The sequence below is a fragment of the Chiayiivirga flava genome (genome assembly GCF_014202825.1).
In the GTDB taxonomy this organism is placed as follows: Bacteria; Pseudomonadota; Gammaproteobacteria; order Xanthomonadales; family Xanthomonadaceae; genus Chiayiivirga; species Chiayiivirga flava.
The window spans coordinates 252,059-277,964 of the sequence record NZ_JACHHP010000001.1; the positions used below are offsets into that span (position 1 = coordinate 252,059).

Sequence of the window (25,906 nt, forward strand, 5' to 3'; positions counted from 1 at the left end):
CGCGCTGCGGTATATTGCCGCACCTTCCGGAGAACTCCTGCCATGCGCTCTTCGCGTCTCGTGTCGACGGCCAAGACCGTGTTCGTGCTGCTTGCCTTTTCGCTCGTTCTGGCCGGCTGCGGCAACGACGCCCCGCCGCCGCCGACACCCGACCCCGCCACGCAGGCCGATGCACCCGCCGCGCCGACGGCCGATTTCGTGCTGATCGACGCCGGCAGCGAAACGTGGAATGGCCGCCCCGCGCTGCGCTTGCGGTTTTCGCAGCCGCTCGTCGGCGAGCAGCCGTTCGACCAGCTCATCGTGGTGGCCGATGCCAACGGTGCCGAGCAGTCCGGCGGCTGGGTGCTCGACGATGACCGCCAGACCCTGCTGTTTCCGTATGTGCAGGGCGACAAGACCTACAGCGTCACGCTGAAGGGTGCGATCAGCGCCGTCGACGGCCGCACGGTGGCACCGCAGCCGGCGCGCGAGGTGTACTCGGGCAATCTCGCGCCGACGGTCGGCTTCGCGAGCCAGGGCAGCGTGCTGCCGGCGCGCGGCAGCGAGGGGCTGCCCGTCATCGCGGTGAACGTGACCGACGTCGACGTCGAATTCCTGCGCGTGCGCGAAAAGAACTATTCGCAGTTCTTCGCAACCTTCCTCGGCCAGTCGCCGCGCAGCTACTGGCAGTTGTCGGAACTGAGCGCGATCGCCGATTCGGTCTACGCCACGCGCTTTGCGCTGGAGGGCGCGCCGAACCAGCGCACGGTGAGCTTCCTGCCGGTGCAGACCCTGTCCGAACTGCGTGAGCCGGGCCTGTACTTCGCGCTGATGAAGCGTCCGGGCACCTTCGACGGCAGCTACGAAACCAGTTACTTCTACGTCAGCGACCTGGGCCTGCACGCGCGCGTGCAGAACGGCACGCTGTGGGTGCACACCGCGTCGCTGGCGAGCGGCAGCGCGCGAGGCAGCGTCGCGGTGCAGGTGATCGACAGGAAAGGCAACACGCTGGCCTCGGGCAGCACCGATTCCGACGGCGACGCGCGCCTTGCCTACACGCCGAACTCCGAGCACGTGCTGATCGCGCGCGACGGTGACGAACTCGCGCTGATCCCGTTCAACCAGCCGGCGCTGGATCTGTCCGAATTCTCCATCGCCGGCCGCAAGCAGACGGCGCAGGACGTGTACGCATGGTCCGGTCGCGACCTGTTCCGCCCGGGCGAACCGCTGCAGGTGTCCGCGCTGCTGCGCGACTTCGACGGCCGTCCGCTGCCAAACCCGCAGCCGCTGTTCGCGACGCTGCGCCAGCCCGACGGCCGCGCCGTGTCCACGCTGCAGCTCGATCCGGAAGCACTCGGGTACTACAACTATGCACGCCTGCTGCCCGAGGACGGCGCCACCGGCCGCTGGACCGTCGAATTCCGCCTCGATCCGTCCACGCCCGAACCCGACGGACGCTTCGCGTTCCGCATCGAGGAATTCCTGCCCGAACGGTTGAAACTCGCGCTCGACAGCAGTGCCGAACGCCTCGCGCCCGGCGAGCCGCTGCCGCTGGCCGTCGACGGCGACTATCTCTACGGCGCGCCCGCCGCCGGCAACCGCTTCACTGCCGAACTCATCTACCGCCCGGCGCTGCACCCGGTGCCGGCGTTCAAGGACTACTTCTTCGGCGACCCGACGCAGGACCTGCCGAAGGAGCCGCAGGAGGCCATCGACACCAAACTCGGCGACGACGGCACGCTGAACGAAGACATCGCCTTGCTGCCCGACGCCGCACCCGTCACCGCGCCGGTGGACGTGCTCGTGGCCGGCAGCGTGTTCGAATCCGGCGGCCGCGCCGTGCGCCGCTCGCTCACGCGCACCATCTGGCCGGCCGACGCACTGGTCGGCGTGCGTCCGCTGTTCGACCACGACGACGGCGCCAATTCCAATTCCGACGCCGCGTTCGAAATCGTGCGCAGCGACGCCGCCGGCACCTCGCTCGCGGCCGCCGCGCTGCAGGTGAAACTGATCCGCGAGCTGCGCAACTACCACTGGACCTGGACCGACGGCAGCGGCTGGAGCACCGACTACACGCGCCGCTACGAGACCGTCGACGAAACCACGCTCGCGCTCGCCGCAGGTACGCCGGGACGGTATTCGGCGCGGGTGGAATGGGGCGAATACCGTCTGGAGATCACCGATCCGGACACCGGCCTGACGATGCGCTACCCGTTCACCGCCGGCTACAGCTGGAACGACGACAACCGCGGCGTCGACGCACGCCCGGACAAGGTGAAACTCTCCCTCGACAAGGACGGCTACGCTGCCGGCGACACCGCCGTGGTCACGATCACGCCGCCGTACGACGGCCAGGGCGTGCTGCTGGTGGAATCGGACACGCTGCTGTTCCGCACCGAGATCGAAGCGCGCGCCGGTGCCACGGTGAGCATTCCGATCAGCGCGGACATGGCGCGGCACGATGTCTACATCACCGCCCTCGTCTTCCGCCCCGCCGGCACGGGCGAAGGCATGGGACCCAAGCGCGCCATCGGCATCGCGCACCTGCCGATCGCGCGCGGTAACCGCGACGTGGCGCTGACGCTGACCGCGCCCGAACGCACGCGTCCGGGCGAGCAGATCGCCGTCACCGTCGACGCGCCGGGGTTCGCCGGGCAGCAGGCGTTCGTGGTGGTCGAAGCGGTGGACCTCGGCATCATCAATCTCACGAACTACGCGGTGCCGGATGCGTCGGACTATTTCCTCGCGCAGCGCGGGCTCGGCGTCGAGGCCTGGGACATCTACGGCCGCGTGATCGAAACGCTGGAAGGCGTGCGCGCCAAGCTGCGCTTCGGCGGCGACGCCGCGCTGTCCGCGCTGCCGCAGGCGCGCCGACCGACCGCGAAGGTGCAGACCGTCGCGCTGCACCACGCGCCGGTGGCGTTCGACGCGCAGGGCAAGGCCACGGTGACCTTCACCGCGCCGGACTTCAACGGCACGCTGCGCGTGGCCGCCCTCGCCTACTCGGCGCAGAACTACGGCAGGAGCAGCGTGGAGAGCATCGTGCGTGCGCCGCTGGTGCTGGAGGTCAGCACGCCGCGCGCAATGGCGCCGGGCGACAGCTCCAGCCTGACGGTGGACCTGCACAATCTCAGCGGTGCAAAGGCGACGTACCGTGTCTCGGCGACGTCGAGCGGCCCGCTGTCGATTCCCGGCGCGGTGCAGACGGTGGAGCTCGAAGACAACCAGCGCCGTACGATCGGGTTTGCGCTCAAAGCGCTGGCCGGCTACGGCGTCGGCAAGTTCAGCGTCAGCGCCGAATCAGCCGGCGCCACGCTCAAGCGCGATTTCGAGATCGTGGTGCGGCCGGCGTGGTCCACCGTCCGGCGCAGCAACGCGCGCGTGATCGACACTGCGCAGACGCTCAACTTCGGCAGCAACCTGTTCGATGGCCTGTACCCGGAGTCGGCCAAGGCACTGATCAGCGTCTCGGCGGTGCCGCCGCTGCCGTTCGCGGCCGTGGTCGACGGCCTCATCGGGTATCCGTACGGCTGCATCGAGCAGACATCGAGCCGGCTGTGGCCGCTGGTGTGGCTGGACGACGCCACCGCACGCAAACTCGGCATCCCGGCGCTGGAGCCGGCCAAGCGCAAGGCCATGCTCGACGCCGGCTTCGCACGCATTTCCGCGATGCAGCTGGAAAACGGGCAGTTCTCGTTCTGGCCCGGCGACGGCTACGCGCAGCCGCAGATGACCGCCTACGTGGCCGACCTGCTGCTGACCGCGAAGGACAACGGCCTCGACTACCCGCAGGCGGTGCTCGACAAGGCGCTCGAACGCCTCAACGAAGACCTGCTGACCGGCGGCGACGGCTACTACAACTACGAGCACTCGGACCACCTGCGCTTTGCCGCCAACGCCTACGCAGGCTACGTGCTGGCGCGCGCCAACCGCGCCCCGCTCGGCACGCTGCGTTCGCTGTACGACAACCAGCGCGGCAATTCGCTGACCGCGCTGCCGCTGGTGCAGCTGGGGCTTGCCCTGCAGCTGCAGGGCGATGCGCAGCGCGGCCAGGCGGCGGTCGAGGAAGCGCTGCAGAAGAACAGCGACCGCCCGCAGTACCTCGGCGACTACGGATCGGACGTGCGCGACGAAGCGCTGCTGATCGCGCTGCTGCACGAGAACAAGCAGCGCACGCCGGCCCTCGATGCGCGCGTCATCGCACTCGCGCGCAACGTGCGCACACCGGAGCGGCAGCGTTACTGGTTCAGCACGCAGGAACAGCTTGCCATCTTCCGCCTCGGCCGCGCCGTGCTCGGCGAGAACGCGCGCGGCCTGCAGGGCGAGTTGCGCGTCGGCGAAACGGTCGAGGCGCTGGACGGACGTCCGCTGGTGTCGCGCGAGGCCGTACTCGCGGACCTGCGCGCCGGTGTGAGCGTGGTGCTGCAGGGCGATGGCCCGTTCTGGGTGTCCGAGGATGTCGTCGGCACGCCGACCACGGCACCGGCGCCGAAGGACGATCCCATCCGCGTGCGCCGCAGCTGGTACACCACCGACGGCACGCTCTTCACCGGCAGCGAACTCACCGAAGGCGACACGCTCATCGCCAAGCTCACCGTCGAGGCGAAGGAACAGGTGCCGGACGCGCTGGTCGTCGACCTGCTGCCGGCGGGCATCGAGATCGAAAACCTCGCGCTCGGCGACCGCGGCGCGCTCGGCGACCTGGTGCTCGACGGCATCACGCTCAACCAGCGCGAATACGCCGCCGACGTGCAGCACGAGGAATTCCGCGACGATCGTTACGTGGCCGCGGTGAAGCTGTGGGCCGGCAGCCCGGCGCATTTGTTCTACCTCGTGCGCGCGGTGTCGCCCGGCACGTTCGTGGTGCCGCCGCCGACGGTGGAAGACATGTACCGGCCGCAGATCGGCGGCGTCGGCGAAGTCACGCAGAAGACGATCACGGTCGTCTCGCCGTAGCTGTCTGTTGCTCAAAGCCCTTCCCCCTTGACGGGGGAAGGGTTGGGATGGGGGTGGCTCCTGATCTTCTTTTTTGCTCCTGATCCCTGAACCCCAGATTCGACACGACGCTCCGACACGCCCCCCCGATCCGTTGAGCAGGAACACGATCAAGAGCCACCCCCATCCCAACCCTTCCCCCGTCAAGGGGGAAGGGCTCAAGCACAGGCACGTGCTGGCTTTCCTCGTCGTGCTCGCAGCGCTCGCGGTCCCGTTCGCACTCGATCGCCTTTTCCCGCTACCACTGCCCGACACCGCGCGCGATGCCGCCACCGTGGTCGTGGCACGCGACGGCACCCCGCTGCGCGCCTTCGCCGACGCGGACGGCGTGTGGCGCTACCCCGTCTCCATCGACGATGTTTCGCCGCTCTACATCGAAGCGGTCACAGGCTACGAGGACCGCTGGTTCTGGCGGCACGGCGGCGTGAACCCGTTCGCCTTCGCGCGTGCCGCGCTGCAGGCGCTGTGGCACGGCGAGCTGGTGTCCGGGGGTTCGACGCTGACGATGCAGGTGGCGCGCCTGATCGAACCGATTCCGCATTCGGGGATCGGCAAGTTGCGCCAGATCGTTCGGGCGACACAGCTCGAATGGCATCTGTCCAAGCGCGAGATCCTCACGCTGTACCTCAACTACGCGCCGTTCGGCGGCACCCTGCAGGGCGTGCAGGCCGCGAGCTACGGCTACCTCGGCAAACCCGCCGCGCAGCTCTCGCATGCGGAGGCCGCACTGCTCGCGGTGCTGCCGCAGGCGCCGAGCCGGCTGCGGCCAGACCGCCACGCCACCGCTGCGCAGGCCGCGCGCGACAAGGTGCTGCGCCGCCTCGGTGCGCAACGGACCTGGCCGCAGATGGTCGTCGACGATGCGCTGGTCGAGCAGGTGGCCGCGCGCCAGCTGCAGCCGCCGCTGCGCGCGGCGCTGCTGGCCCAGCGCCTGCGCAGCGAATTCCCGATTGAACGCCGCATCGAAAGTACGCTCGATGCCGACCTGCAGCGTCGCCTCGAAGTCCGCGTCTCGGACTGGGTCGGCCGCCTGCCGCCGCGCACCTCGGCCGCGGTGCTCGTGGCCGACACGCGCACGATGCAGGTGCGCGCCTACGTCGGCGCCGCGAAATTCGGCGAGGCGGACAGTTTCGGCCACATCGACATGGTGGCCGCGCGCCGCTCGCCCGGGTCCACGCTCAAGCCCTTTCTCTACGGTCTCGCGCTCGACGCCGGCCTGATCCATTCCGAAAGTCTGCTGATCGACGCGCCGCAGGACTTCGACGGCTACCGCCCCGGCAACTTCGACAGCCGCTTTCGCGGCCCGGTCGGCGCGGCCGAGGCGCTGCAGCAATCGCTCAACGTGCCGGCGGTGGCGCTGCTCGACGCGCTCGGGCCGCAGACGTTCGCCGCGCGTTTGGCGCACGCGGGCCTGCCGTTGCGCCTGCCGCGCGGCGCGGAACCGAACCTGTCGATGATCCTCGGCGGCACCGAGGCGCGGCTCGAAGATATCGTCGGCGCCTACGCGGCCTTGCAACGCGACGGCCTCGCGGCCGCGCCGCGATTGCGCGTCGACGCACCGCTGCGCGAACGCCGGCTGCTGTCGCCAGGCGCGGCGTGGATCGTGCGCGAGATGCTGCAGTCCGCGCCGCGTCCGGGCGAGGCGGCGGGCCGCTTCGACACCTCGCGCCGCGCCGACCTTGCGTGGAAAACCGGCACCAGCTACGGCTTCCGCGACGCCTGGGCCATCGGCGCCTCGGGCGGCGCCATCGTCGGCGTCTGGATCGGCCGGCCGGACGGCACGCCGCTGCCCGGCCAGTACGGCGCCATCACCGCGCTGCCGCTGCTGTTTGCGATCGCCGACAGCCTGCCGCGCGAGCTGCGTGCCACCGCGTCGCCGCGCCCGGCCACGGTCGCCGAAACCGACATCTGCTGGCCGCTCGGCCGCGCCCGCGACGCCACGCCACCCGAGCACTGCCACCGCACGCAGTCGGCCTGGACGCTCGACGGCACCGTGCCGCCGACGCTTCCGATCGCCTCCACCGGCGATGTCCCAAGCCCGGTCGCGTACCTGCGCGACACCCGCTCCGGCCAACGCGTTGCCGGCACCTGCACGCGTCCGCACGACACCGCGCTCGCCAGCATCGCGCCGTGGCCGACGCTCGCCTATCCGTGGCTCGACGGCAGCGAACGCAAACGCGCCACGCTGCCGGACCTCGCGCAGGATTGCAGCGCGCCGACCGCACCGCGCAGCGAGCTCGGCATCGCCGGCGCCACCGACGGCAGCGTGCTGCGTGCACCGTCCAACAGCAACACGCCGCCGCAGGTGTCGCTGCGCGCACTCGGCACGCGCGATGCGGTGCGCTGGCTGGTGAACGGTCGCCTGATCGGCGAAAGCGTCGGCGACGCCCCGTTCCTGGCGCAGTTCGACCAGCCCGGTCCGCAGCGCGTTCTCGCGCTCGATACGCGCGGCCGCTACGCGCAGCTCGACCTGCGCGTGATGCCCTGAGTTCTCACGGCAAGGCAGGTTCGGCCGCCACCACCACGCGGTCGCGACCGCCGCTCTTGGCTTCGTACAGCGCGCGGTCGGCGCATTGCATCCACGTGGTCGCGTCGGGGCTCGCGCAGCGGTCGAGCGGTGCGACGCCGAGACTGACGCTCACGGTTTCCACGCCGCCGTCGAGGTCGAAGCGCAGGGCCCGCACCGCGTCGCGTGCGGCTTCGGCCAGCGCGCAGGCAGCATCGATGCCAAGACGCGGACACAACAGCGCGAATTCTTCGCCGCCGAGCCGGCAGACCTGTGCGCGCGTGCCGGCCACCGCACGCAGCGCCCCCGCGATGCCGACCAGCACCTGGTCGCCGAACGGATGTCCGCCGCGGTCGTTGATCGCCTTGAAGCGGTCGACGTCGACGAGGATCAGGCAATGTCCGGCCGTCGCCGCATCCGGCGTTGCGAGCACCGCGTCGATCGCCTCGAACAGCGCACGCCGGTTGTCGAGGCCGGTCAACGCGTCGCGATAGGCGTGTGCACGCAGGCCGGCGGCGACGCGCCGCTGCGAGCGCCACAGCAACAGCATCGACGCAAGCGCGACCACCAGCGCCACGCAGCCCAGCACGGCCAGCACGAGGATCAGCCGCTGGTCGCGCAGGGCCTCGGCGCGCCGCTGCGCCTCGGCGCGGCTCTGTTCCAGCGCCACGGCCTTGTGTTCGTTCTGTTGCTCCAGTTCACGGATGCGCAGCGCCTGCTCGCGCGCCACGTACCGCTGTTCCAGCATTGCGATGGTGGCGCCCTGCGCGTCGGAAATCGGCTCGGTCGAGAGCGATTCGATTTCCGCCTGCGCACGCTGCGCCAGCGCAGCGTCGCCCGCGGCCTCGGCAAGCTGCACCTGCACCGACAGCAGTTCCGCCAGCACGGTCGGCTGGTTGAGCGCGCGCGTTCCCTCGATGGCCGTCGCGACTTCGGACGCGCCCTCTTCGCCGCGTCCGAGCGCCAGCAGCGCGCGTGCCGCGACCCCCTGCGCGAAGTAGGTGCTGATCGGGTTGCCGCCGTCGCGCCCTGCCCGTTCGGCCACGCGGGCGAGCGCCAGCGCGTCGTCGCCGCGACCGACGCTGATGAGGTCGCTGGCCAGCGCCCCCGCGGCGCGGTCGGCCAGCACGCCGAGGCCGCGCGCGAGGAAGCGCTCGCGCGCCGATTGCCACAGCGGGATCGCCTCCGCGGGCCGGTCGAGCCGGCTGAGCACCACCGCTTCGAGGTATTCGGCGCGCGCGATGACGGCGCTGTCGCCGAGCGGACGCACGATGGAGGTGTAGCGCCGGCAGTGGGCCAGCGCCTGGTCCGACTTGTCGACCGCACTGAACGCCCGGCACAGTTCGGATGCCGCGGTGGCGCGCAGTTGCGGATCGTCGCTTTCCTCGATGCGGTTGGCGCCGCGCAGCGTGGTCGCAAGCCCTTCGCCGCTGTCGCCCAGGTCGATCATGCGTGCGCCGCGCAGGAAATCGGCGTAGGCCAGCGCCACCGCATCGCTGCGCGCGGCGCCGAGGCTCTGCAGCCGCAGCACCACCTCGCCGAGCGCCACGTCATCGGGCATGCCGACGGCCGCACCACCCATGTACCAGAGCAGCTGCCGCTCGCCGGCGGTGTCGTCGCCGAACACGCCCGCATCGAGTGCGGCACGGCCCTGTGCGATGCCGGCGGCGCGATCGCTGGCCGCGAGCAGGCGATAGGCCTGCAGATCGAACGGCACGGTGTCGGCCACTGCGGCCAGCGCGATCAGCCACGTGGCAGTCGCCACGCTCCACCGTGCGAACGTCATGCTGCAACCCGTGTCGCGGACCCCCATCCGCCCCTGCGGCGCAGGGTACCTCATCGCGCGGCGCGGTGAGCCCGGGGCGGCTTCGGGCAGCGGACGTCAGTCTTCGACGAAGCGAACGCGGCGCGTGATGCCGCAGGCCAGTTCGTAGCCGATGGTGCCGGCGGACGCGGCGATCTCCTCGATCGGCAGGCCGCGTCCCCACAGCACCACCGGGTCGCCGACGCGTGCGTCGGGCAGCGCGCGCAGATCGATCGCGAGCAAATCCATCGACACGCGACCGACGATCGGCGCGCGCTGCCCGTTCACCAGCACCGGCGTGCCGCTCGGCGCGCTGCGCGGGTAGCCGTCGCCGTAACCGATCGCGGCGACGCCGATCGGCATGTCGTCCGGGCACGCGAACGTGCCGCCGTAGCCGACGCGTTCGCCGCGCGCCACGCGGTTGATCGCGACCAGACGCGTCGACAGCGTCATCGCCGGCTGCAGGCCCAGATCCACTCCGCTTTTGCCGTCGACCGCCGACAGGCCGTACAGCGCGCCGCCCGGTCGGATCCAGTCCGCGTGCGTCGCGGGCCAGCCGAGCACCGCGGCCGAATTGGCGAGCGAGCGTAGCCCGGGCAGGCCGTCGACGGCGTGCTCGAACGCGGCCTGCTGTTCCGGCGTGCGCGAGGATGCGAACTCATCGGACGCGGCGAAATGCGTCATCAGCACGATCTCGTTGTCGACGTTCGGCAATGCACGCAGGCGCGCGTGCACTTCGACCGCGCGCTCGGGCGCAAACCCCAGCCGATGCATGCCGCTGTCGAGCTTGAGCCACACGCGCAGCGGCGGCAGCGCATCGCGTTCGGCGGCAAGCATGTCGAGCTGGCTGTCGTGATGGACCACCGTTTCGACCGCGAGCCGGCGCAGCGCCGGCAGGTCGGCCGGCTCGTCGAAACCCGACAGCAGCACGATGCGCTGGCTCAGGCCGGCCGCGCGCAGGCGCTCGGCATCGGCCAGCGCCGCCACGCCAAAACCGTCCGCGCCTTCGAGCGCATGCGCGACGCGCTCGAGCCCGTGGCCGTAACCGTCCGCTTTCACCACCGCGAGCACGCGGCTCGCGGGTGCACGCCGGCGCACGACGCCCAGGTTGTGGCGCAACGCATCGATGTGGATGGTCGCGCTGGCGGCGCGACTCATTCGAACGATCCGCTGTAGGCCTCGGACGCGAAGTTGTCGAAGCGCGTGTACTGGCCGTGGAAGGCGAGTTTCACCATGCCCGTGGGGCCGTTGCGGTGCTTGCCGATGATGACCTCGGCCAGGCCCTTGTCGGCCGAATCGGGGTTGTAGTACTCGTCGCGGTAGATGAACAGGATGATGTCGGCGTCCTGCTCGATGGCCCCCGATTCGCGCAGGTCGGCCATCACCGGGCGCTTGTCGGTGCGGCTTTCGAGGCCGCGGTTGAGCTGCGAGAGTGCGATCACCGGAATGTTGAGCTCCTTCGCCAGGGCCTTGAGCGAGCGCGAGATCTCGGAGATTTCCGTGGCGCGGTTCTCCTTGTTGCCCGGCACCTGCATCAGCTGCAGGTAGTCGATGACGATGAGCCCGAGCCCGTGCTCGCGCGCGAGACGACGCGCGCGCGAGCGCAGCTCCGTGGGCGAGAGCGCGGGCGTGTCGTCGATGAAGATCTTGGCCTCGGCCAGCAGCGTGATCGCATGGCTGACCTTGCTCCAGTCCTCGTCCTCGAGCTGGCCGGTGCGCAGGTTCTGCTGGTTGACGCGGCCGAGCGAGGAAATCAGGCGGAACGCCAGCTGCGAGGCCGACATTTCCATCGAGAACACCGCGACCGGCTTCTTGGTCTTGATCGCCGCGTACTCGCCCATGTTGAGCGCGAGCGAGGTCTTGCCCATGGCCGGACGCGCGGCGAGGATGATGAGGTCGGACGGCTGCAGGCCGGCGGTGATCTTGTCGAAATCGAGGAAGCCGGTCGGCAGCCCGGTGATCGCGCCCTTGTTCTCGTAGCGCTCCTGCAGGATGCGGAAGGCATCCTTCACCGCGCTGCGCATCGCGACGAACCCCTGCCGCCCGCGCATGCCGGCCTCGGCGATGTGGAACACCGACTGCTCGGCCACCTCCAGCACCTCGCGGCTGCTGCGGCCCTCCGGGTTGAAGGCGTCGTTGGCGATGTTGGTGCCCACGTCGATGAGCTGCCGGAGGATCGATTTCTCGCGCACGATCTCGGCATACGCGGCGATGTTGGCCGCGCTCGGCGTGGTGCTGGCGAGCTCGATCACGTACGCGCTGCCGCCCACCTGCTCGGCCAGGTTCTGCGACTCGAACCACTCGCCCAGTGTGATCGCATCGCACGCCTTGCTCTGCTCGGCGAGCTGACCGATGGCGCGGAAGATCAGCTGGTGGTCGCGCCGGTAGAAATCTTCCTCGGTGATCTTGTCGGCGATCCTGTCCCACGATTCGGTCGACAGCATGAGGCCGCCGAGCACGGCCTGCTCGGCCTCGATGGAATGCGGCGGGATGCGCAGCGCATCGACGCGCGCATCGGGACGCTCGGAACGGTCGGGTTTGCGCCCGGGGAAGACGACGGCCATGGGATTTCGATCGGGAACTGTGGCGGTGAGTCGCGGGATCATACGGGGCCTCGGCACGGAGACGTTATGCACAGGTCTGTGACCAACCTGTGGATAACGCGTGTGCATCTCAGCAGCCGCGACGGGCGCCGCACCGACGCAATGAGGCGATTCGGGGGCGGTGCCCGCCTTGGCCTGCTGTTGCGGCGTGCCGCGCTCCCGTCGCGGGGAAGTTCGACGGGCTCGAAACGACGACGGGCGCCCTGCGGCGCCCGTCGTTCGACACTGTCGCGTGCAGAATCCTGGCCGATCAGGCTTCCGGTTCGACGATCACCTTGACCTTGGTCTCGACGTCGGCGTGCAGGTGCAGCAGCACTTCGAATTCGCCGGTGCGGCGCAGGGCGCCTTCGCCCATGATGACTTCGGACTTGTTCAGCGGCAGGCCGGCAGCGGTGAAGGCCTCGGCGATATCGCGCGGGCCGACCGAACCGTACAGCTTGCCTTCGGTGGAGGCGTTGGCCTTGATCGTCACCGAGGCATCGGCGAAACGGGCGCGGCGGCCGTCGGCATCCGACAGCAGCGCGGCGGCCTTGGCCTCGTATTCGGCGCGGCGGGCTTCGAACTGCTCCACGTTGGCAGCGGTGGCCGGCACGGCCTTGCCCTGCGGCACGAGGAAGTTGCGGCCGTAGCCGGGCTTCACGTTGACCTTGTCGCCGAGGCTGCCGAGGTTGGTGACTTTCTGCAGGAGGATCAGTTGCATGGGTTGACTCCGGGTTCGTTAGCGTCCGGCCGGTGGGAATACCGGCGCGACCGCAACTCGTGGCTGTCCGAACGGACGAAAAACGATGTGCCGCAGCGGCGGCACATCGGAGGAAAACATCTTCCGGCGCCGGCTCCGCGGCTAAGCGCGGAGCGGCAGATCAGAAGTGGCTGTCGCAGTACGGCAGCAGCGCGAGGAAGCGGGCGCGCTTGACGGCGGCCTGCAGCTGGCGCTGGTAGCGCGACTTCGTGCCCGTGATGCGGCTCGGGACGATCTTGCCGGTTTCGGTGATGTACTGGCGCAGGGTGGCGAGATCCTTGTAGTCGATCTCGACCACGCCCTCGGCGGTGAACTTGCAGAACTTGCGGCGGCGGAAGAACTTGGACATGGGTGTGCTCCGAAAGGGTCGAGGGCTCAGGCGGCTTCGTCGGCGGTGGCTTCGACGGCGGGGGCGTTGCTGCCACCTTCGTCGTCGTCGCGGCGACGGCGTTCGGGCTTCTCGTCCTTGGTCTTCATGATCAGCGACTGCTCGGTGACGGCTTCGTCACGCGCGATCACGAGGTGGCGCAGCACGGCGTCGTTGAAACGGAAGCCGGAGACCAGTTCTTCGAGCACGGTCTTGGAGCACTCGATGTTGAGCATCACGTAGTGCGCCTTGACCAGATTCTCGATCGGATACGCAAGCTGGCGGCGGCCCCAGTCTTCCAGACGGTGGATCTTGCCGTTGTCGCCCTCGATCAGCGTCTTGTAACGCTCGATCATGTTGGGCACCTGCTCGCTCTGGTCCGGGTGGACCAGGAACACGATTTCATAGTGACGCATGGATGATTCCTTGTGGATGACGGACGGCACGCAGGCCGTCGCGCAGCCTCCCGCGATGGCAAGGGCGCCAGCGGTGAGGCAAGGGGTCCCGACCGGATATCGGTCGAGAGCCGGCAAGTGTAGTCGGATCAGTGGCCTGGCGCAATCGGGCGCGACGGTGCCGGGGTCGGCCTCGGGTCGCACGCCGCCTGCCCGCTGCAAGGAGGACTACGGTCGCAGGGTTCGACGCTGCGGCGAGGCTGTCGCGGGATCGAGCGCAGAGTCGCCGACTCAGCCCGGCAGCGGCTTGTCCACCGTGGTGAAGCTCTCGCCGCAGCCGCAGGCCGCGGCGGCGTTCGGGTTGTCGAACACGAATTCCTGATTCAGGCCCTTGCGCACGAAATCGATCTGCGTGCCGTCGACCAGCGGCAGGCTTTGCGGATTCACGAGCACGGCGATGCCGTCCTGCTCGAATACGGTGTCGTCCGGATGCTTGATGTTGGCGACATCGATTTCGTAACCCCAGCCGGAGCAGCCGGTCTTCCTGACGCCGAAACGCAGGCCCACGCTGGCGGGGCTGGCCGCGAGGAAGCGGCGCGCGCGGTCGAGGGCGGTGGGGGTCAGACGAATGGCCATACTCGAAGTATAGGGGCTTCCGGTGTTCCGGACGCTGAAGAGAGGCTCGAGCAGCCCCAATCTTGCGCGCCTGCGCGGTGTCCGCGAAGCCGGCGCACCGGATGATGGATGGCAACCCGGCGCGATAAACGACCGCGGCCTCGGCCGCGCGATCCGCCATGCGACGATGGTCGCAATCGAGCACGCCGGATTGGTTGGTCGACTCGAACGTACCGACGCTAGAATCCGACGCTCCGCAGCTGTTTGCCAAGACGATGCTCCTATTCCAACCCAGCACCCGACCGCGCGCGAGCCGCGGCAAGATCGGGCTTGCGATCGCCGGTGGCGGGCCGATCGGCGGCATGTACGAGCTGGGCGCGCTGCGGGCGCTGGACGAGGCCATCGAGGGTCTGGATCTCAACGATCTGGCGGTCTACGTCGGCGTCAGCTCCGGTGCCTTCCTCGCCGCGGGTCTGGCCAACCGCATCAGCACCGAACAGATGTGCCGGATCTTCATCACAGGCGACCCGGACGACGTCCCGTTCCGTCCGGAAGCGTTCCTGCGCCCGGCCTTTGCCGAATACGGCAAACGCATGGCCGCGATGCCGCGCGTGCTGCTGGGCTGGTGGCGCGATCTGCTGCTGCACCCGCGCAGTATCGGGATCAGCGATGCGATGCAGCGCTTCGGCGACCTGGTGCCCACCGGGCTGTTCGACAACGCCGCGGTCGAGCGTTTCCTGCGCGATGCCTACAGCCGCCACGGTCGCACCAACGATTTCCGCGAGCTCAAGCGCAAGCTGTACGTGGTGGCGGTGGACATCGACAGCGGCGAAGCCGTGCGTTTCGGCAGCGAGGGCTGGGACGACGTGCCGATCTCGCGTGCCGTCCAGGCCAGCGCCGCGCTGCCGGCACTGTATCCGCCGGTCGACATCCGCGGCCGCCAGTTCGTCGACGGCGCGCTGCGCCGGACCATGCACGCCTCGGTGGCGTTCGACAGCGGTGTCGACCTGTTCATCGGCCTCAATCCGCTGGTGCCGATCGACAACGCGTCCGCCCGGCGCGGCGCGAAAGGCAAATACGACAACCTCAGCCGCGGCGGCCTGCCGATGGTGCTGTCGCAGACCTTCCGCACCCTGCTGCAGTCGCGCATGCAGGTGGGCATGACGCGCCACGCGCAGCAGTACGACGATGTCGACCAGCTGGTGTTCGAGCCCAATCCGTCCGATGGCGAGATGTTCTTCACCAACATCTTCAGCTATTCGGCGCGCCAGCATCTGTGCGAACACGCCTACCGCAACACGCTCGACGATCTCTCGGCACGGCGCGCGGAGCTTGCGCCCGTGTTTGCCAGGCATGGCCTGCGCCTTCGCGTCGAGGTGCTCGACGACCCCGCGCGTTCGCTGACCGCGGGCCTGGGCGAACCGGCCTACCGCCAGACCGACGCCACCGCCTCGCTGCGGCGCGCGCTCGACGACGTCGCCGCGCTGGTGAGGCAACGCCGCGCGGAGCGCGGATAGTGTGATTATTCTAGGCGCGGCGCCTAGATTGACCGTCTCGCAAGCGGTTCCACACGCAGGGCCGCGCATCCCGGGAGGACGTTCCATGGCAAAGCTCAAATCCAGCGCCAAGAAGAAGACCGCGCCGACACTCGGCGAGGGCCTGCCGCGATCCATCATGGATTCTGCCCAGCAGATCTGGCACGCCGGCATGGGCGCCTTCGGCCGCGCGCAGGAAGAAGGCTCCAGGCTGTTCGAATCACTGGTCAAGGAAGGCAGCGGCCTGGAAATGAAGACGCGCAAGCTTGCCGGCGGCAAGGTCGACGCGGTGCGCGATGCGGTGGAGCACCGCGTCGGTGCGGTCAAGGAACGTGCGGCCGACACCTGGGACAAGCTCGAAAAAGTGTTCGAGGACCGCGTGCAGCGCGCGCTCGTGCGCCTGGGCGTGCCCGACCGCAACGACCTGCAGGCGCTGATCGCACGCGTGGACGAACTCAACGCGGAATTGCGCAAGCTCGGCAACGCGACGCCCGCCGCCGCAAGGCCGGCCGCGAAGAAGGCACCCGCGCGCGCCGCAAAGAAGGCACCGCAGGCATCCAAGACGACGAAGCGCGCGGCGCGCGCGCCCGCCAAGCGCAAGGCAATCAAGGACCTCACCGACTGATCCGTCTTCCCCCGGACGACGCGTCGCGGGCACGGCCCGCGACGCACGCCTGAAGCCCGCCAGCCATCAGAAACGCCGCAGCTCCCTCCCCTACGGCTTTCGGCTGGTGGGCTTCTCTTTTTTGCGGCCTTGCCTCCACGCCCGCGTCCACCGTGGCGCACGAAGCGCGAACACCGTCGCAATCGCCGCCGGCCGACGCGCGCATTCTGCAAGCGCGGGCTATGATCCGCGCCGGGGATCCAACCGTTCGGACGCAGACATGGCCACGATTGCAGGCTTGCTGACCTCGCCACCGGCCCTGGCGGCGATCGTGGCGCTCATCGTCGGCGTGGCGACGGTCTATGCGACCGGCGCGCTGCGCCGCCACGTGTTCGAGGCCGATGTCGGGCTTGCCGCGCTCTGCGCGATGAAGTGGCAGGACTTCGCCACCCTCGTGGGCAGCTTCCTCGGCGAACGCGGCCTGCAGCGCAGCACCAGCGAGCGCAAGCTCGGCGATGGCGGATTCGACCTGCTGCTCGAACGCGGCACCAGCAGCTACCTGGTGATCTGCAAGAACGCCGGCGGGCAGCAGGTCACGCCGCAGAACGTCACCGACCTGCAGCGCACGATGCAGCACGAAGACGCGGAAGGCGCCCTGATCATCGCCTGCGGACGGGCCGATGTCGCCACGCTCGACCTCGCGCGCTCGCGCGGCATCGAGGTGATCGCCGGGCATGCGCTGTGGCGCCAGATCAGGCACCTGCTGCCGTACGATATCCGCGACGAGGCCGAGGCCAGCGCCCGCCGCATGCGCAGCCGGCGGCTGTGGATCGCCGTCGGCGCCGCGTTGCTCGCCGGCGCGCTCGCGTGGGCTGCCGCGAGCGGGCTTGGATCGACACCGGACGCGGCTGTCGACCGGCCGCAGCCCGCGGCGCCGCGGCCGGTCGCACCGGCAGTACCGCCCGCCCCGACCGCGGCGACGCCGGTTCCGCACGCGGCACCATCGGCTACCGGCACGGCGCCCGGCCTGCCCGATCCGACCCTCAGCGAGGCGCAGCTAGAAACCCGGCGTGCGACGAGCGCGATGGAAGTGCGCAGCATTCCCGGCGTCGACGACGCCTCCTGGCCCACCAAATCCACACTGGTGGTCTCGATGCCCGCCTCGACCGGCGCGGTGCCCGACACCCTCCTGGCGGACGTGTGCCGGGTCCTGCTGCAGTACGAGGAACAGCGCTACACGCGCCTGCAGCTCGAAGTGGCCTCGGGTGTCGAGGATCAGCCTCCGACCGTGCGCTGGCGGCAGTGCCGCTGACCAGCAGCAGCTGCGGCACCGGATCGACGCGGCCGCGCACGCGTGGCCGTCAGCCGCGATGCAGCAGACGCTGAATGCGCAACAGCCGGTCTTCGGCAAACTCGACCAGCGCGAACACGAGGCCGTCCGGACCGGACACCGCGTAGGCGCCCGGCGCAAGCGCGGGATCGACCCGGATGCGTACGCCGTGCCGAACGCGGTGCGCCTGCTCGGCATCGAGCGAAAAGCGCGGATAACCAGCCAGCCCGGACTCGATCGGCAGCAGGGTCGCGTCGATGCGTTCGCGCGATTGTGCGGCCAGTTCGGCGAGCGCCTCCAGCGTGAACATGGCCGGATTCCGGAACGGCTCCACCCAGAGACGCCGCAGCGTTTCCACATGCCCGCCGCAGCCCAGGCGCGCACCGATGTCGCGCGCCAGGCTGCGGATGTACGTGCCGGAGCCGCATTCGATGCGAAGGCGCAGTGTGTCGGTGCCGATCGCGAGCACGTCGATGGCGAACACGTCCACGTCGCGCGCATCGATCCGGATCAGCTCGCCGCGCCGCGCACGCGCGTACAGCGCCTCGCCGTCACGCTTGAGTGCCGAGTAGCGCGGCGGCACCTGGGCGATGCGGCCGGTGAATTCGCGCAACGTCGCATCGAGTGCCGCGGGGTCCAGCGCCGGCACGGGACGCGTGGCGACCACCGTACCTTCCGCATCGTCGGTGTCGGTGTCGACGCCCAGACGGATCAGCGTTTCGTAGGCCTTGCGTTCGGCCAGCAGCACCCCGGCCACCTTGCACGCTTCGCCAAGACAGATGGGCAGCAGGCCGGTCGCGAGTGGATCGAGACTGCCGGTGTGGCCGGCCTTGTCGGCGGCGAACAGGCCGCGCACCTGCTGCAGCGCCTTGTTGGAGCTGATCCCGGCGGGCTTATCGAGCAGCACGATGCCGTCGACGGGACGCGTGGGCGGATTGCGGTATTGCCGGGAGCGACGCGTTGCCACGGACGCCTCAGCGGTCGCGCAGCAGATTCCCGATGCGTTCGCCGCGATCGACCGAATCGTCGTAGAAGAAATGCACTTCCGGCACGATGCGCAGGCGCACGCGCTGGCCGAGCTGGTAGCGGATTTCCTTGGCCAGCGCCTTCAGCGCCTTCAGCGTGTCGGCGGCCGTGGCCGGATCGAGTGCGGTGACGAACACTTTGGCATGCGCAAGATCGCGCGTGACTTCCACGTCCGACACGCTGACCGACGGCAGCCCATGCTCACGCACGGCCGCATGCACGAGCTCGCCCAGATCGCGGCGGAGCTGGGCGGAGACGCGGTCGGTGCGGTGGAAGGATTTCTGGCTGGGCACGTGATTCGTTATTCGTGATTGGTGATTCGTCAGAGCGCGATCCGGAATCCTGCCATGACCCGCTGTTGCGAATCACGAATCTCGAATCCCGAATCACCGCTCTGACGCTGCGCGTCAGGGCGTGCGTCAGAGCGTCCGCTGCACCTCGATACGCTCGAAGCACTCGATCTGGTCGCCCGGCTTCACGTCGTTGTACTGCTTGACGCCGATGCCGCACTCGGTGCCGTTGCGCACTTCGTCGACGTTTTCCTTGAAGCGGCGCAGCGATTCGAGCTCGCCCTGGAAGATGACGGTGTTGTCGCGCAGCACGCGGATCGGCTTGTTGCGCTTGACCACGCCCTCGATGACCATGCAGCCGGCCACCGCACCGAACTTGGAGCTGCGGAACACGTCGCGCACCTGCGCGGTGCCAATGATTTCCTCGCGCACCTCAACGCCGAGCAGGCCGGACGCCACCTGCTTCACCTGGTCGATCACGTCGTAGATGATCGAGAAATAGCGCAGGTCCAGGCCGTTGTTTTCGACGATGCGACGCGCGGCCGCATCGGCACGCACGTTGAAACCGATGATCGTGGCTTTCGAGGTCACGGCCGAGTTGGCGTCGGATTCGGTGATGCCGCCCACGCCCGAGACCAGCACGTTGATGCGGATCATGTCGTTCGACAGGCTGGTCAACGCCTGGCGCAGCGCTTCCACCGAGCCCTGCACGTCGGCCTTGATGACGAGATTGAGCTGCTGCTGGGCCTGGCCTTCGCCCTGCCCCATCAGCGCCATCACGTCTTCCATGCGGTTGCCGGCGGCCTTGACCAGACGGCTCTCGCGGCGCTTGGCGTCACGCTGCTGCGCCACATCCTTCGCGAGGCGTTCGTCGGCGACCACGGTGAAATCGTCGCCCGCGTCCGGCACGCCGGACAGGCCGAGCACGACCACCGGAATCGAGGGGCCGGCCTCGTCGACCTGCTTGCCGGTTTCGTCGAACAGCGCGCGCACGCGGCCGTAATGCACGCCGCACACGAGGAAATCGCCCTTCTTCAGCGTGCCCTGCTGCACCAGCACGGTCGCGACGGGACCACGGCCCTTGTCGAGCGTGGACTCCACGACCACGCCGGTGGCGCGGCCCTCGAACACGGCGCTCAGTTCGAGGAACTCGGACTGCAGCAGCAGCGCATCGAGCAGCGCATCGATGCCCGCGCCGGTCTTCGCCGACACCGGCACCATCTGCACGTCGCCGCCGAATTCCTCGGACACCACTTCCTGCTGGATCAGTTCCTGCTTGACGCGATCGGGATTCGCATCGCTCTTGTCGATCTTGTTGATCGCCACGACGATCGGCACCTTGGCCGCGCGCGCGTGCTGGATCGCCTCGATGGTCTGCGGCATCACGCCGTCGTCGGCGGCCACCACGAGCACCACGATGTCGGTGAGCCTGGCGCCGCGCGCGCGCATCGACGTGAACGCGGCGTGGCCGGGCGTGTCGAGGAAGGAAATCACGCCCTTCGGCGTTTCGACGTGGTACGCGCCGATGTGCTGGGTGATTCCGCCGGCTTCGCCCGAGGCCACCTTGGTGCGGCGGATGTAGTCGAGCAAGGACGTCTTGCCGTGATCGACGTGGCCCATGATCGTGACCACCGGCGGGCGCGTGCGACGCTCGCCCTGCACCGCCTCGACGTGCGCGACCAGCGCGCTCTCGGCATCGTCGTCGGTGGCTTTCACCGCGCGATGGCCGAGTTCTTCCACCACCAGCACGGCGGTGTCGTGGTCGATGACCTGGTTGATGGTCGCCATCACGCCCATCTTGAACAGTGCCTTCACGACCTCGCCGCCCTTGAGCGCGAGTTTCACGGCCAGATCGGCCACGCTGATGGTGTCGCCGATCGCCACTTCGCGCGTGACCGGCGCGGTCGGACGCGAGAAGCTGTGCTGCGCCGAACCCGAACGGCTCACTTCCTGGCGCGGACGCAGCTTCTTCTTGTTCGCGCCGCGACGTGCGCTGCCGGCATCGGACAAATGCAGTTCGCCGCGCGCGAAGCGGCTGTCGCTCTCGCCGCCTTCGCGACCGGCCACATGGCCACGCGCGGGCTTGCTGTGGCGGTTGTTGGCGGGCGCGGGCTTGGCGTCCTCGCGGCGCGGCGCGGGCGCGTCGGTGCCGCGCGGCGGACGCGGCGGCGCGAGCGTTTCGATGATGGGCTGGCGTACCGGCGGTGCGGCCCGCGTCTCGGTGTCCGCTGCTGGCGCGGCGGCGGCGGATTCGGCCCGCTTGCGGTCGATCTCGGCCTGCTCGGCAGCGACGCGCGCGGCTTCCGCTTCGGCCGCCTTGCGGTCGGCATCCTCGCGCTTCTTGCGGTCGCCGGCACTGAGCGCATCGAGCTCGGCCTGGTTGCGGGCCTGCGACTCGGCCAGCTTGCGCTGTGCCTCCTCGCGCTCGGGATCGTCGCTCACCTCGACCTCGGTGCGCTTGACGTAGGTACGCTTCTGGCGCACCTCGACGTTGACCGTGGTCTTGTTCTTGCCGGCCGCGACGGTGAGCTCCTCCACCTTGCGGCGCTTGAGCGTGATCTGCGCGGGCGCGGCGTCTTCCACCGGCTTGTCGCCCTTGCCGTGAGTGCGGCGCAGGAAACCGAGCAGCTTCATCTTTTCGGTGGGCGTGACGACCTGGTCGGGGCCGTTGAAAGTCATGCCGGCCTCGGCCAGCTGCTCGAGCAGCTTGTCGACCGGGGTGCCGACCAACTGTGCCAAGGTGCGTACGGTAACTTCGGACATGCGACTTCCTGTGTTCTAAGAACCGACGCGCCGGGCGCGACGGGTGCAGCAATTCATGTGCGGACGCGATGCCCGCCCGGTGACGCCTGCCCGCGCCGTGGCGCAGGCAGCCAGACTCATTCGAACCAGTGCTTGCGCGCGGCCATGATCAGCGCGGCTGCGCGTTCGGCGTCCATGCCTTCGACATCGGCGATTTCGTCGGTGGCAAGATCGGCCAGATCGTCGCGCGTGACGATGCCGCGACGCGCCAGCTCGTAGGCCGTCGCTTCGTCCATGCCTTCGAGCCCGAGCAGGTCTTCGGCCGGCTTATGCTCTTCGAGCTCCTCTTCCACCGCGAGCGCCTCGTTGAGCAGCGCGTCGCGCGCGCGGGCACGCAGTTCCTCGACGATGTCCTCGTCGAACCCTTCCACCGCCAGCAGTTCGCCGGCCGGCACGTAGGCGATTTCCTCGAGCGTGGTGAAGCCTTCGCCCACGAGGATGCCGGCGATCTCCTCGTCGACCTCGAGCTTTTCGGTGAACAGCACGCGCGCGGCCGCCTGTTCGGACTCGCTCTTGGCCACCACCTGCGCCTGGGTCATCACGTTCAGCTGCCAGCCGCTTAGCTTGCTCGCGAGGCGCACGTTCTGGCCGCCCTTGCCGATGGCCTGCGCGAGCTTGTCCTCGGCCACGGCGATGTCCATCGAGTGCTTCTCCTCGTCGACGATGATCGACTGCACTTCCGCCGGCGCCATCGCGTTGATGACGAACTGCGCCGGATTGTCGCTCCACAGCACGATGTCGATGCGCTCGCCGTTGAGCTCGTTGCTCACGGCCTGCACGCGCGATCCGCGCATGCCGATGCAGGCACCGATCGGATCGGTGCGGTGGTCGTGCGCGATGACGGCGATCTTGGCGCGGTCGCCCGGATCGCGTGCCGCAGCCTTGATCTCGACCAGGCCCTGGCCCACTTCCGGCACTTCGAGCTTGAACAGCTCCATCATGAATTCCGGCGCGGCGCGACTGATGAACAGCTGCGGCCCGCGCGCTTCCTCGCGCACGTCCTGCAAGTAGCCGCGGATGCGATCGCCGGGGCGCACCACGTCGCGCGGAATGGCCTTGTCCTTCGGAATGTAGCCTTCGGCGTTGCCGCCCAGGTCCACGTACACGCTGCCGCGTTCGACACGCTTGACGATGCCGGTCAGCAGTTCGCCGACGCGGTCCCTGTACGCTTCCACCACCTGCGCGCGTTCGGCCTCGCGCACGCGCTGCACGATGACCTGCTTGGCCGCCTGCGCCGCGATGCGGCCGAATTCGGCGTTCTCGACCTGCTCCTCGATGAAGTCGCCGATCTGGGCGTCGTCCTTGATGTCGAGCGCGTCCATCAGGCGCATCATGCGCTCGGGCGATTCCATCACGATGTCGTCGGCGATCACTTCCCAGCGACGGAACGTCTCGTACTCGCCGTTGACGCGGTTGATCGAGACGCGCATCGCGACGTCCTGGTCCGGATAGCGCTTCTTGGCCGCCGACGCGAGCGCCGCTTCCATCGCCTCGAAGATCACACCGCGCGCGACGCCTTTCTCGTTCGCTGCGGCGTCGACCGCCATCAACATGTCCTTGCTCATCGTTCTTGCTCCGGCGGGCGGGTTTCGCCCTGTCGAATGGTCAATCAGGAGTGGGTTCGCCGCGGGCCCCACCGGGCTCGCCAGACTTGGGTTTGCGGCGCGGCGCCTTGCCGGGCTTCGCGGGTTTCTCGAAATCGGGCACGAGGCGCGCTTTCTGGATATTGCCGTGCGGCAGCGCGACGTGCGCGCCGTCCTGTTCCACGGTGATGGTGTCGCCGTCGACGCCGACGATCGCGCCCTGGAAGCGGCGGCGGCCGTCCTGCGGCAGATCGAGCGTGACCTTGACCTGCTCACCGACGAAACGGGCGAAATGCTCGGGCCGGAACAGCGGCCGGTCGATGCCGGGCGAGGACACTTCGAGCGTGTAGTTCGCGTCGATGGGGTCGTGCACGTCGAGCAGCGCGCTCACCTCGCGGCTGACCGCCTCGCAATCCTCGACCGTCACATAGCGCCCCTGCGCATCGATGTAGAGCCGCAGCAGCGCGCTGGCCGGGCCGGCGCTGAATTCCACGCCGAGCAGTTCCAGCCCGAGGGCGGCCACCGCCGGGGAAAGCAGGGTTTCGATATCGGTGCGGAGCTGCGTCATGCGATGTGCTGGTTGTCCTCGGGCATTTCAAGCCGAACGGTGCGGGCGGAGTCGGGGCATGATCGACGCAATCGCTTGTGGATCAATCGATTGCGACAGGCCCCACTTTCCCGACCAAAAAAGAAAGGGGCCGAAGCCCCTTTCCGGTAACGCTTGCTCGGTCCCGGCGCATCGACGACAGGCGCCTGCTGGCCGTGGCGTCGTCCTTCTGGCAAGGACTTCGCCGAACAAGGATCTCTCCGTGGAGACATCCTCGTTACCGAAACATGGTAGCGGGGGCAGGATTTGAACCTGCGACCTTCGGGTTATGAGCCCGACGAGCTGCCAGACTGCTCCACCCCGCAGCAGTGAGTCCGCAATTATAAGGATCGCGTGTGGCTTTCGCAAGCGTATCGCGCGAGGCTTCATCGATTGCGGATACTCAGTCGCGCGACGCCTTGTTTCCTTCTCCCCGCGGGAGAAGGTGCCGAAGGGCGGATGAGGGCGCCACGCGAGGATCCCCGCAGGCCTTTTTTGGAGCGTCGTCGAAGCGGCCGTGCTTGCCTCGCAACCCAGGTCCACGCCCGAACCTGCGACTCGCCCGCATCTGCCTGCCGGCATCTTCTCCCGGCGGGAGAAGAATTCGAGGCTGGAACCGTCGAGGCTGAACCTACGTCCGGCGCGCGTGGGCCGGACAGTGGACGCTCGCGGCCCAGCGTTGACCGTCCTAGCCCTGCACCGCCTGAACGCACAGATCCAGCAGCGGGCTCCAGAACACGCCCAGCACCAGCATCAACAGCGCGTTCGCGCTCAGCAGCCAGCGCACCTGCACGTCCGCCACCGGCACCACGCGCACGTCGTCGGACGCGCGGTCGAAGAACATTACTTTGATCACGCGCAGGTAGTAATATGCGCCGATCACCGCGAACACCATGGCCACGATCGCGAGCCACAGCATGCCGCCGTCGATCGCCGCCTGGATCACCGCGAGCTTGGCCCAGAACCCGAACAGCGGCGGGAAGCCGGCGAGCGAGGCCATCAGCAGCAACACCATGCCCGCGTGCCACGGATGGCTGCGGAACAGGCCGCTGAAATCGGAGATGTTCTCGGCTTCGAAGCCCTTGCGCGAGAGCAGGATGATCGCGGCAAAGGCACCGGCCGACATCATTGCGTAGCAGATGGCGTACAGCATCGCGGCCGCATAGCCGTCCGGCGTGCCGTTGGCGATGCCCAGGAACAGGAAACCGACGTGCGAGATCGTCGAGTAGGCCAGCATGCGCTTGAGGTTGGTCTGCGCGATGGCGACGATGTTGCCGATGGCGAGCGACAGCACCGCGAGCCAGGCGATCATGATGCGCCAGTCGGCATCCAGCGCACCGGCGCCGTTCTCGAGCAGGCGGTAGGTCATGCCGAAGGCGGCGAGCTTGGGCGCCGAGCCGATGAACAACGTGATCGCCGTCGGCGCGCCCTGGTAGACGTCCGGCAGCCACATGTGGAACGGCGCCGCGCCGAACTTGAACGCGATCCCGACGACGACGAACACCACGCCGAACAGCAGCAGGATGCGCGACTCGCCCGCGGCCTGCGCCGCCAGCGGATAGATGCTCGCAAGGTCGAGCGTGCCGGTGGCGCCGTAAAGCATCGACATGCCGTACAGCAGCATGCCCGAGGCCAGCGCGCCGAGAACGAAATACTTCATCGCCGCTTCCGACGCGAGCCGGCTGTCGCGGTCGAGCGCCACCAGTGCGTACTGCGACAGCGCGAGCAGTTCCAGGCCCAGGTAGACGGTGACCAGATTGCCGGCCGACACCAGGAACATCATGCCGAGCACCGCGAACAGGCACAGCAGGTAGAACTCGCCGCGGAACAGGCCACGGTCGACCAGATAAGGCTTGGCGTACACGAACGCCGCGCCCGTCACCAGGTAGATGAAGAGCTTGAGTACATCGCCCAACCCGTCGCGCAGGAACATGCCGCCGAACGCGCTGGCGTTGACGGCGGCGGTGGTTCCGCCGTTGCGCAACGTCAGTACCGCGGCCGCGGCGAGGATCAGCAGCGCAAGGAAATGCGTCAACCCGCGTCGCTGCTGGCTGATGAAAAGGTCCACCAGCAGCAGCACACAGGTGGCCGAGGCCAGGAAGATTTCCGGCAGCAGCGGGAGGAAATCGGCGGAAGTGAGCATCGTC

Annotated in this window: 18 protein-coding genes and 1 tRNA gene; 5 read left to right on the forward strand and 14 right to left on the reverse strand. The window is 68.8% G+C overall.

The features are described from left to right. Nucleotides 1-42: 42 nt before the first annotated feature. Together HNQ52_RS01105 and pbpC are read left to right on the forward strand one after the other, a co-directional pair. The gene (locus HNQ52_RS01105) at nt 43-4,935 is read left to right on the forward strand and encodes an alpha-2-macroglobulin family protein (protein ID WP_183958946.1); all 4,893 of its coding nucleotides are present in this window, start codon (nt 43-45) and stop codon (nt 4,933-4,935) included. A 211-nt stretch (nt 4,936-5,146) separates the two neighbouring features. Beyond that, the gene (gene pbpC, locus HNQ52_RS01110; protein ID WP_183958948.1) at nt 5,147-7,462 is read left to right on the forward strand and encodes a penicillin-binding protein 1C; all 2,316 of its coding nucleotides are present in this window, start codon (nt 5,147-5,149) and stop codon (nt 7,460-7,462) included. A gap of 4 nt (nt 7,463-7,466) precedes the next feature. Here pbpC and HNQ52_RS01115 read toward each other — a convergent pair whose 3' ends face one another. The 7 genes from HNQ52_RS01115 to HNQ52_RS01145 all read right to left on the reverse strand — a co-directional run bounded on the left by HNQ52_RS01115 (nt 7,467) and on the right by HNQ52_RS01145 (nt 14,024). Next, nucleotides 7,467-9,266 carry a diguanylate cyclase gene (locus HNQ52_RS01115; RefSeq protein WP_183958950.1) on the reverse strand — a complete coding sequence of 600 codons (1,800 nt, stop codon included), beginning with the start codon at nt 9,264-9,266 and terminating at the stop codon, nt 7,467-7,469. Between the two features lie 96 nt (nt 9,267-9,362). After that, nucleotides 9,363-10,442, reverse strand: coding sequence for an alanine racemase (gene alr / locus HNQ52_RS01120; RefSeq protein WP_183958952.1), 1,080 nt, complete (start codon nt 10,440-10,442; stop codon nt 9,363-9,365). Next, complete coding sequence (locus HNQ52_RS01125; RefSeq protein ID WP_183958954.1) at nt 10,439-11,848, reverse strand: replicative DNA helicase; 1,410 nt, start codon at nt 11,846-11,848, stop codon at nt 10,439-10,441. Before HNQ52_RS01125 ends, alr begins: the two co-directional genes overlap by 4 nt. Before the next feature lie 289 nt (nt 11,849-12,137). Then, nucleotides 12,138-12,587 carry a 50S ribosomal protein L9 gene (gene rplI, locus HNQ52_RS01130; RefSeq protein WP_183958956.1) on the reverse strand — a complete coding sequence of 150 codons (450 nt, stop codon included), beginning with the start codon at nt 12,585-12,587 and terminating at the stop codon, nt 12,138-12,140. A gap of 160 nt (nt 12,588-12,747) precedes the next feature. Next, the gene (gene rpsR / locus HNQ52_RS01135; protein WP_183958958.1) at nt 12,748-12,975 is read right to left on the reverse strand and encodes a 30S ribosomal protein S18; all 228 of its coding nucleotides are present in this window, start codon (nt 12,973-12,975) and stop codon (nt 12,748-12,750) included. A 26-nt stretch (nt 12,976-13,001) separates the two neighbouring features. Continuing rightward, nucleotides 13,002-13,409 (reverse strand): 30S ribosomal protein S6, encoded by a 408-nt coding sequence (gene rpsF / locus HNQ52_RS01140; protein ID WP_183958960.1) that lies wholly within the window; start codon nt 13,407-13,409, stop codon nt 13,002-13,004. A 270-nt stretch (nt 13,410-13,679) separates the two neighbouring features. Further along, nucleotides 13,680-14,024, reverse strand: coding sequence for a HesB/IscA family protein (locus HNQ52_RS01145; RefSeq protein WP_183958962.1), 345 nt, complete (start codon nt 14,022-14,024; stop codon nt 13,680-13,682). A gap of 254 nt (nt 14,025-14,278) precedes the next feature. On the opposite strand from HNQ52_RS01145, the gene HNQ52_RS01150 reads away from it, so the two are divergent. The 3 genes from HNQ52_RS01150 (at nt 14,279) to HNQ52_RS01160 (ending at nt 17,454) form a co-directional block, all read left to right on the forward strand. Next, nucleotides 14,279-15,520, forward strand: a complete 1,242-nt coding sequence (locus tag HNQ52_RS01150) for a patatin-like phospholipase family protein (protein WP_183958964.1) — start codon at nt 14,279-14,281, stop codon at nt 15,518-15,520. Between the two features lie 85 nt (nt 15,521-15,605). Continuing rightward, nucleotides 15,606-16,163 (forward strand): phasin family protein, encoded by a 558-nt coding sequence (locus tag HNQ52_RS01155; protein ID WP_183958966.1) that lies wholly within the window; start codon nt 15,606-15,608, stop codon nt 16,161-16,163. Nucleotides 16,164-16,422: 259 nt separating this feature from the next. Continuing rightward, nucleotides 16,423-17,454, forward strand: a complete 1,032-nt coding sequence (locus HNQ52_RS01160; RefSeq protein WP_183958968.1) for a restriction endonuclease — start codon at nt 16,423-16,425, stop codon at nt 17,452-17,454. Between the two features lie 49 nt (nt 17,455-17,503). On the opposite strand, the gene truB is transcribed toward HNQ52_RS01160, so the two are convergent. The 7 genes from truB to nuoN all read right to left on the reverse strand — a co-directional run bounded on the left by truB (nt 17,504) and on the right by nuoN (nt 25,902). Then, nucleotides 17,504-18,439, reverse strand: a complete 936-nt coding sequence (truB, locus tag HNQ52_RS01165) for a tRNA pseudouridine(55) synthase TruB (protein ID WP_183958970.1) — start codon at nt 18,437-18,439, stop codon at nt 17,504-17,506. A 7-nt stretch (nt 18,440-18,446) separates the two neighbouring features. Continuing rightward, nucleotides 18,447-18,791 carry a 30S ribosome-binding factor RbfA gene (gene rbfA, locus HNQ52_RS01170; protein ID WP_183958972.1) on the reverse strand — a complete coding sequence of 115 codons (345 nt, stop codon included), beginning with the start codon at nt 18,789-18,791 and terminating at the stop codon, nt 18,447-18,449. 126 nt (nt 18,792-18,917) lie between these two features. Then, the gene (infB, locus tag HNQ52_RS01175) at nt 18,918-21,551 is read right to left on the reverse strand and encodes a translation initiation factor IF-2 (protein WP_183958974.1); all 2,634 of its coding nucleotides are present in this window, start codon (nt 21,549-21,551) and stop codon (nt 18,918-18,920) included. A gap of 116 nt (nt 21,552-21,667) precedes the next feature. Next, nucleotides 21,668-23,155, reverse strand: coding sequence for a transcription termination factor NusA (gene nusA / locus HNQ52_RS01180; protein ID WP_183958976.1), 1,488 nt, complete (start codon nt 23,153-23,155; stop codon nt 21,668-21,670). 40 nt (nt 23,156-23,195) lie between these two features. Next, nucleotides 23,196-23,741 carry a ribosome maturation factor RimP gene (gene rimP / locus HNQ52_RS01185; RefSeq protein ID WP_183958978.1) on the reverse strand — a complete coding sequence of 182 codons (546 nt, stop codon included), beginning with the start codon at nt 23,739-23,741 and terminating at the stop codon, nt 23,196-23,198. A gap of 267 nt (nt 23,742-24,008) precedes the next feature. After that, nucleotides 24,009-24,085: transfer RNA gene (locus tag HNQ52_RS01190), tRNA-Met, on the reverse strand. A gap of 362 nt (nt 24,086-24,447) precedes the next feature. After that, nucleotides 24,448-25,902, reverse strand: coding sequence for an NADH-quinone oxidoreductase subunit NuoN (gene nuoN, locus HNQ52_RS01195; RefSeq protein WP_183958980.1), 1,455 nt, complete (start codon nt 25,900-25,902; stop codon nt 24,448-24,450). Nucleotides 25,903-25,906 lie beyond the last annotated feature (4 nt).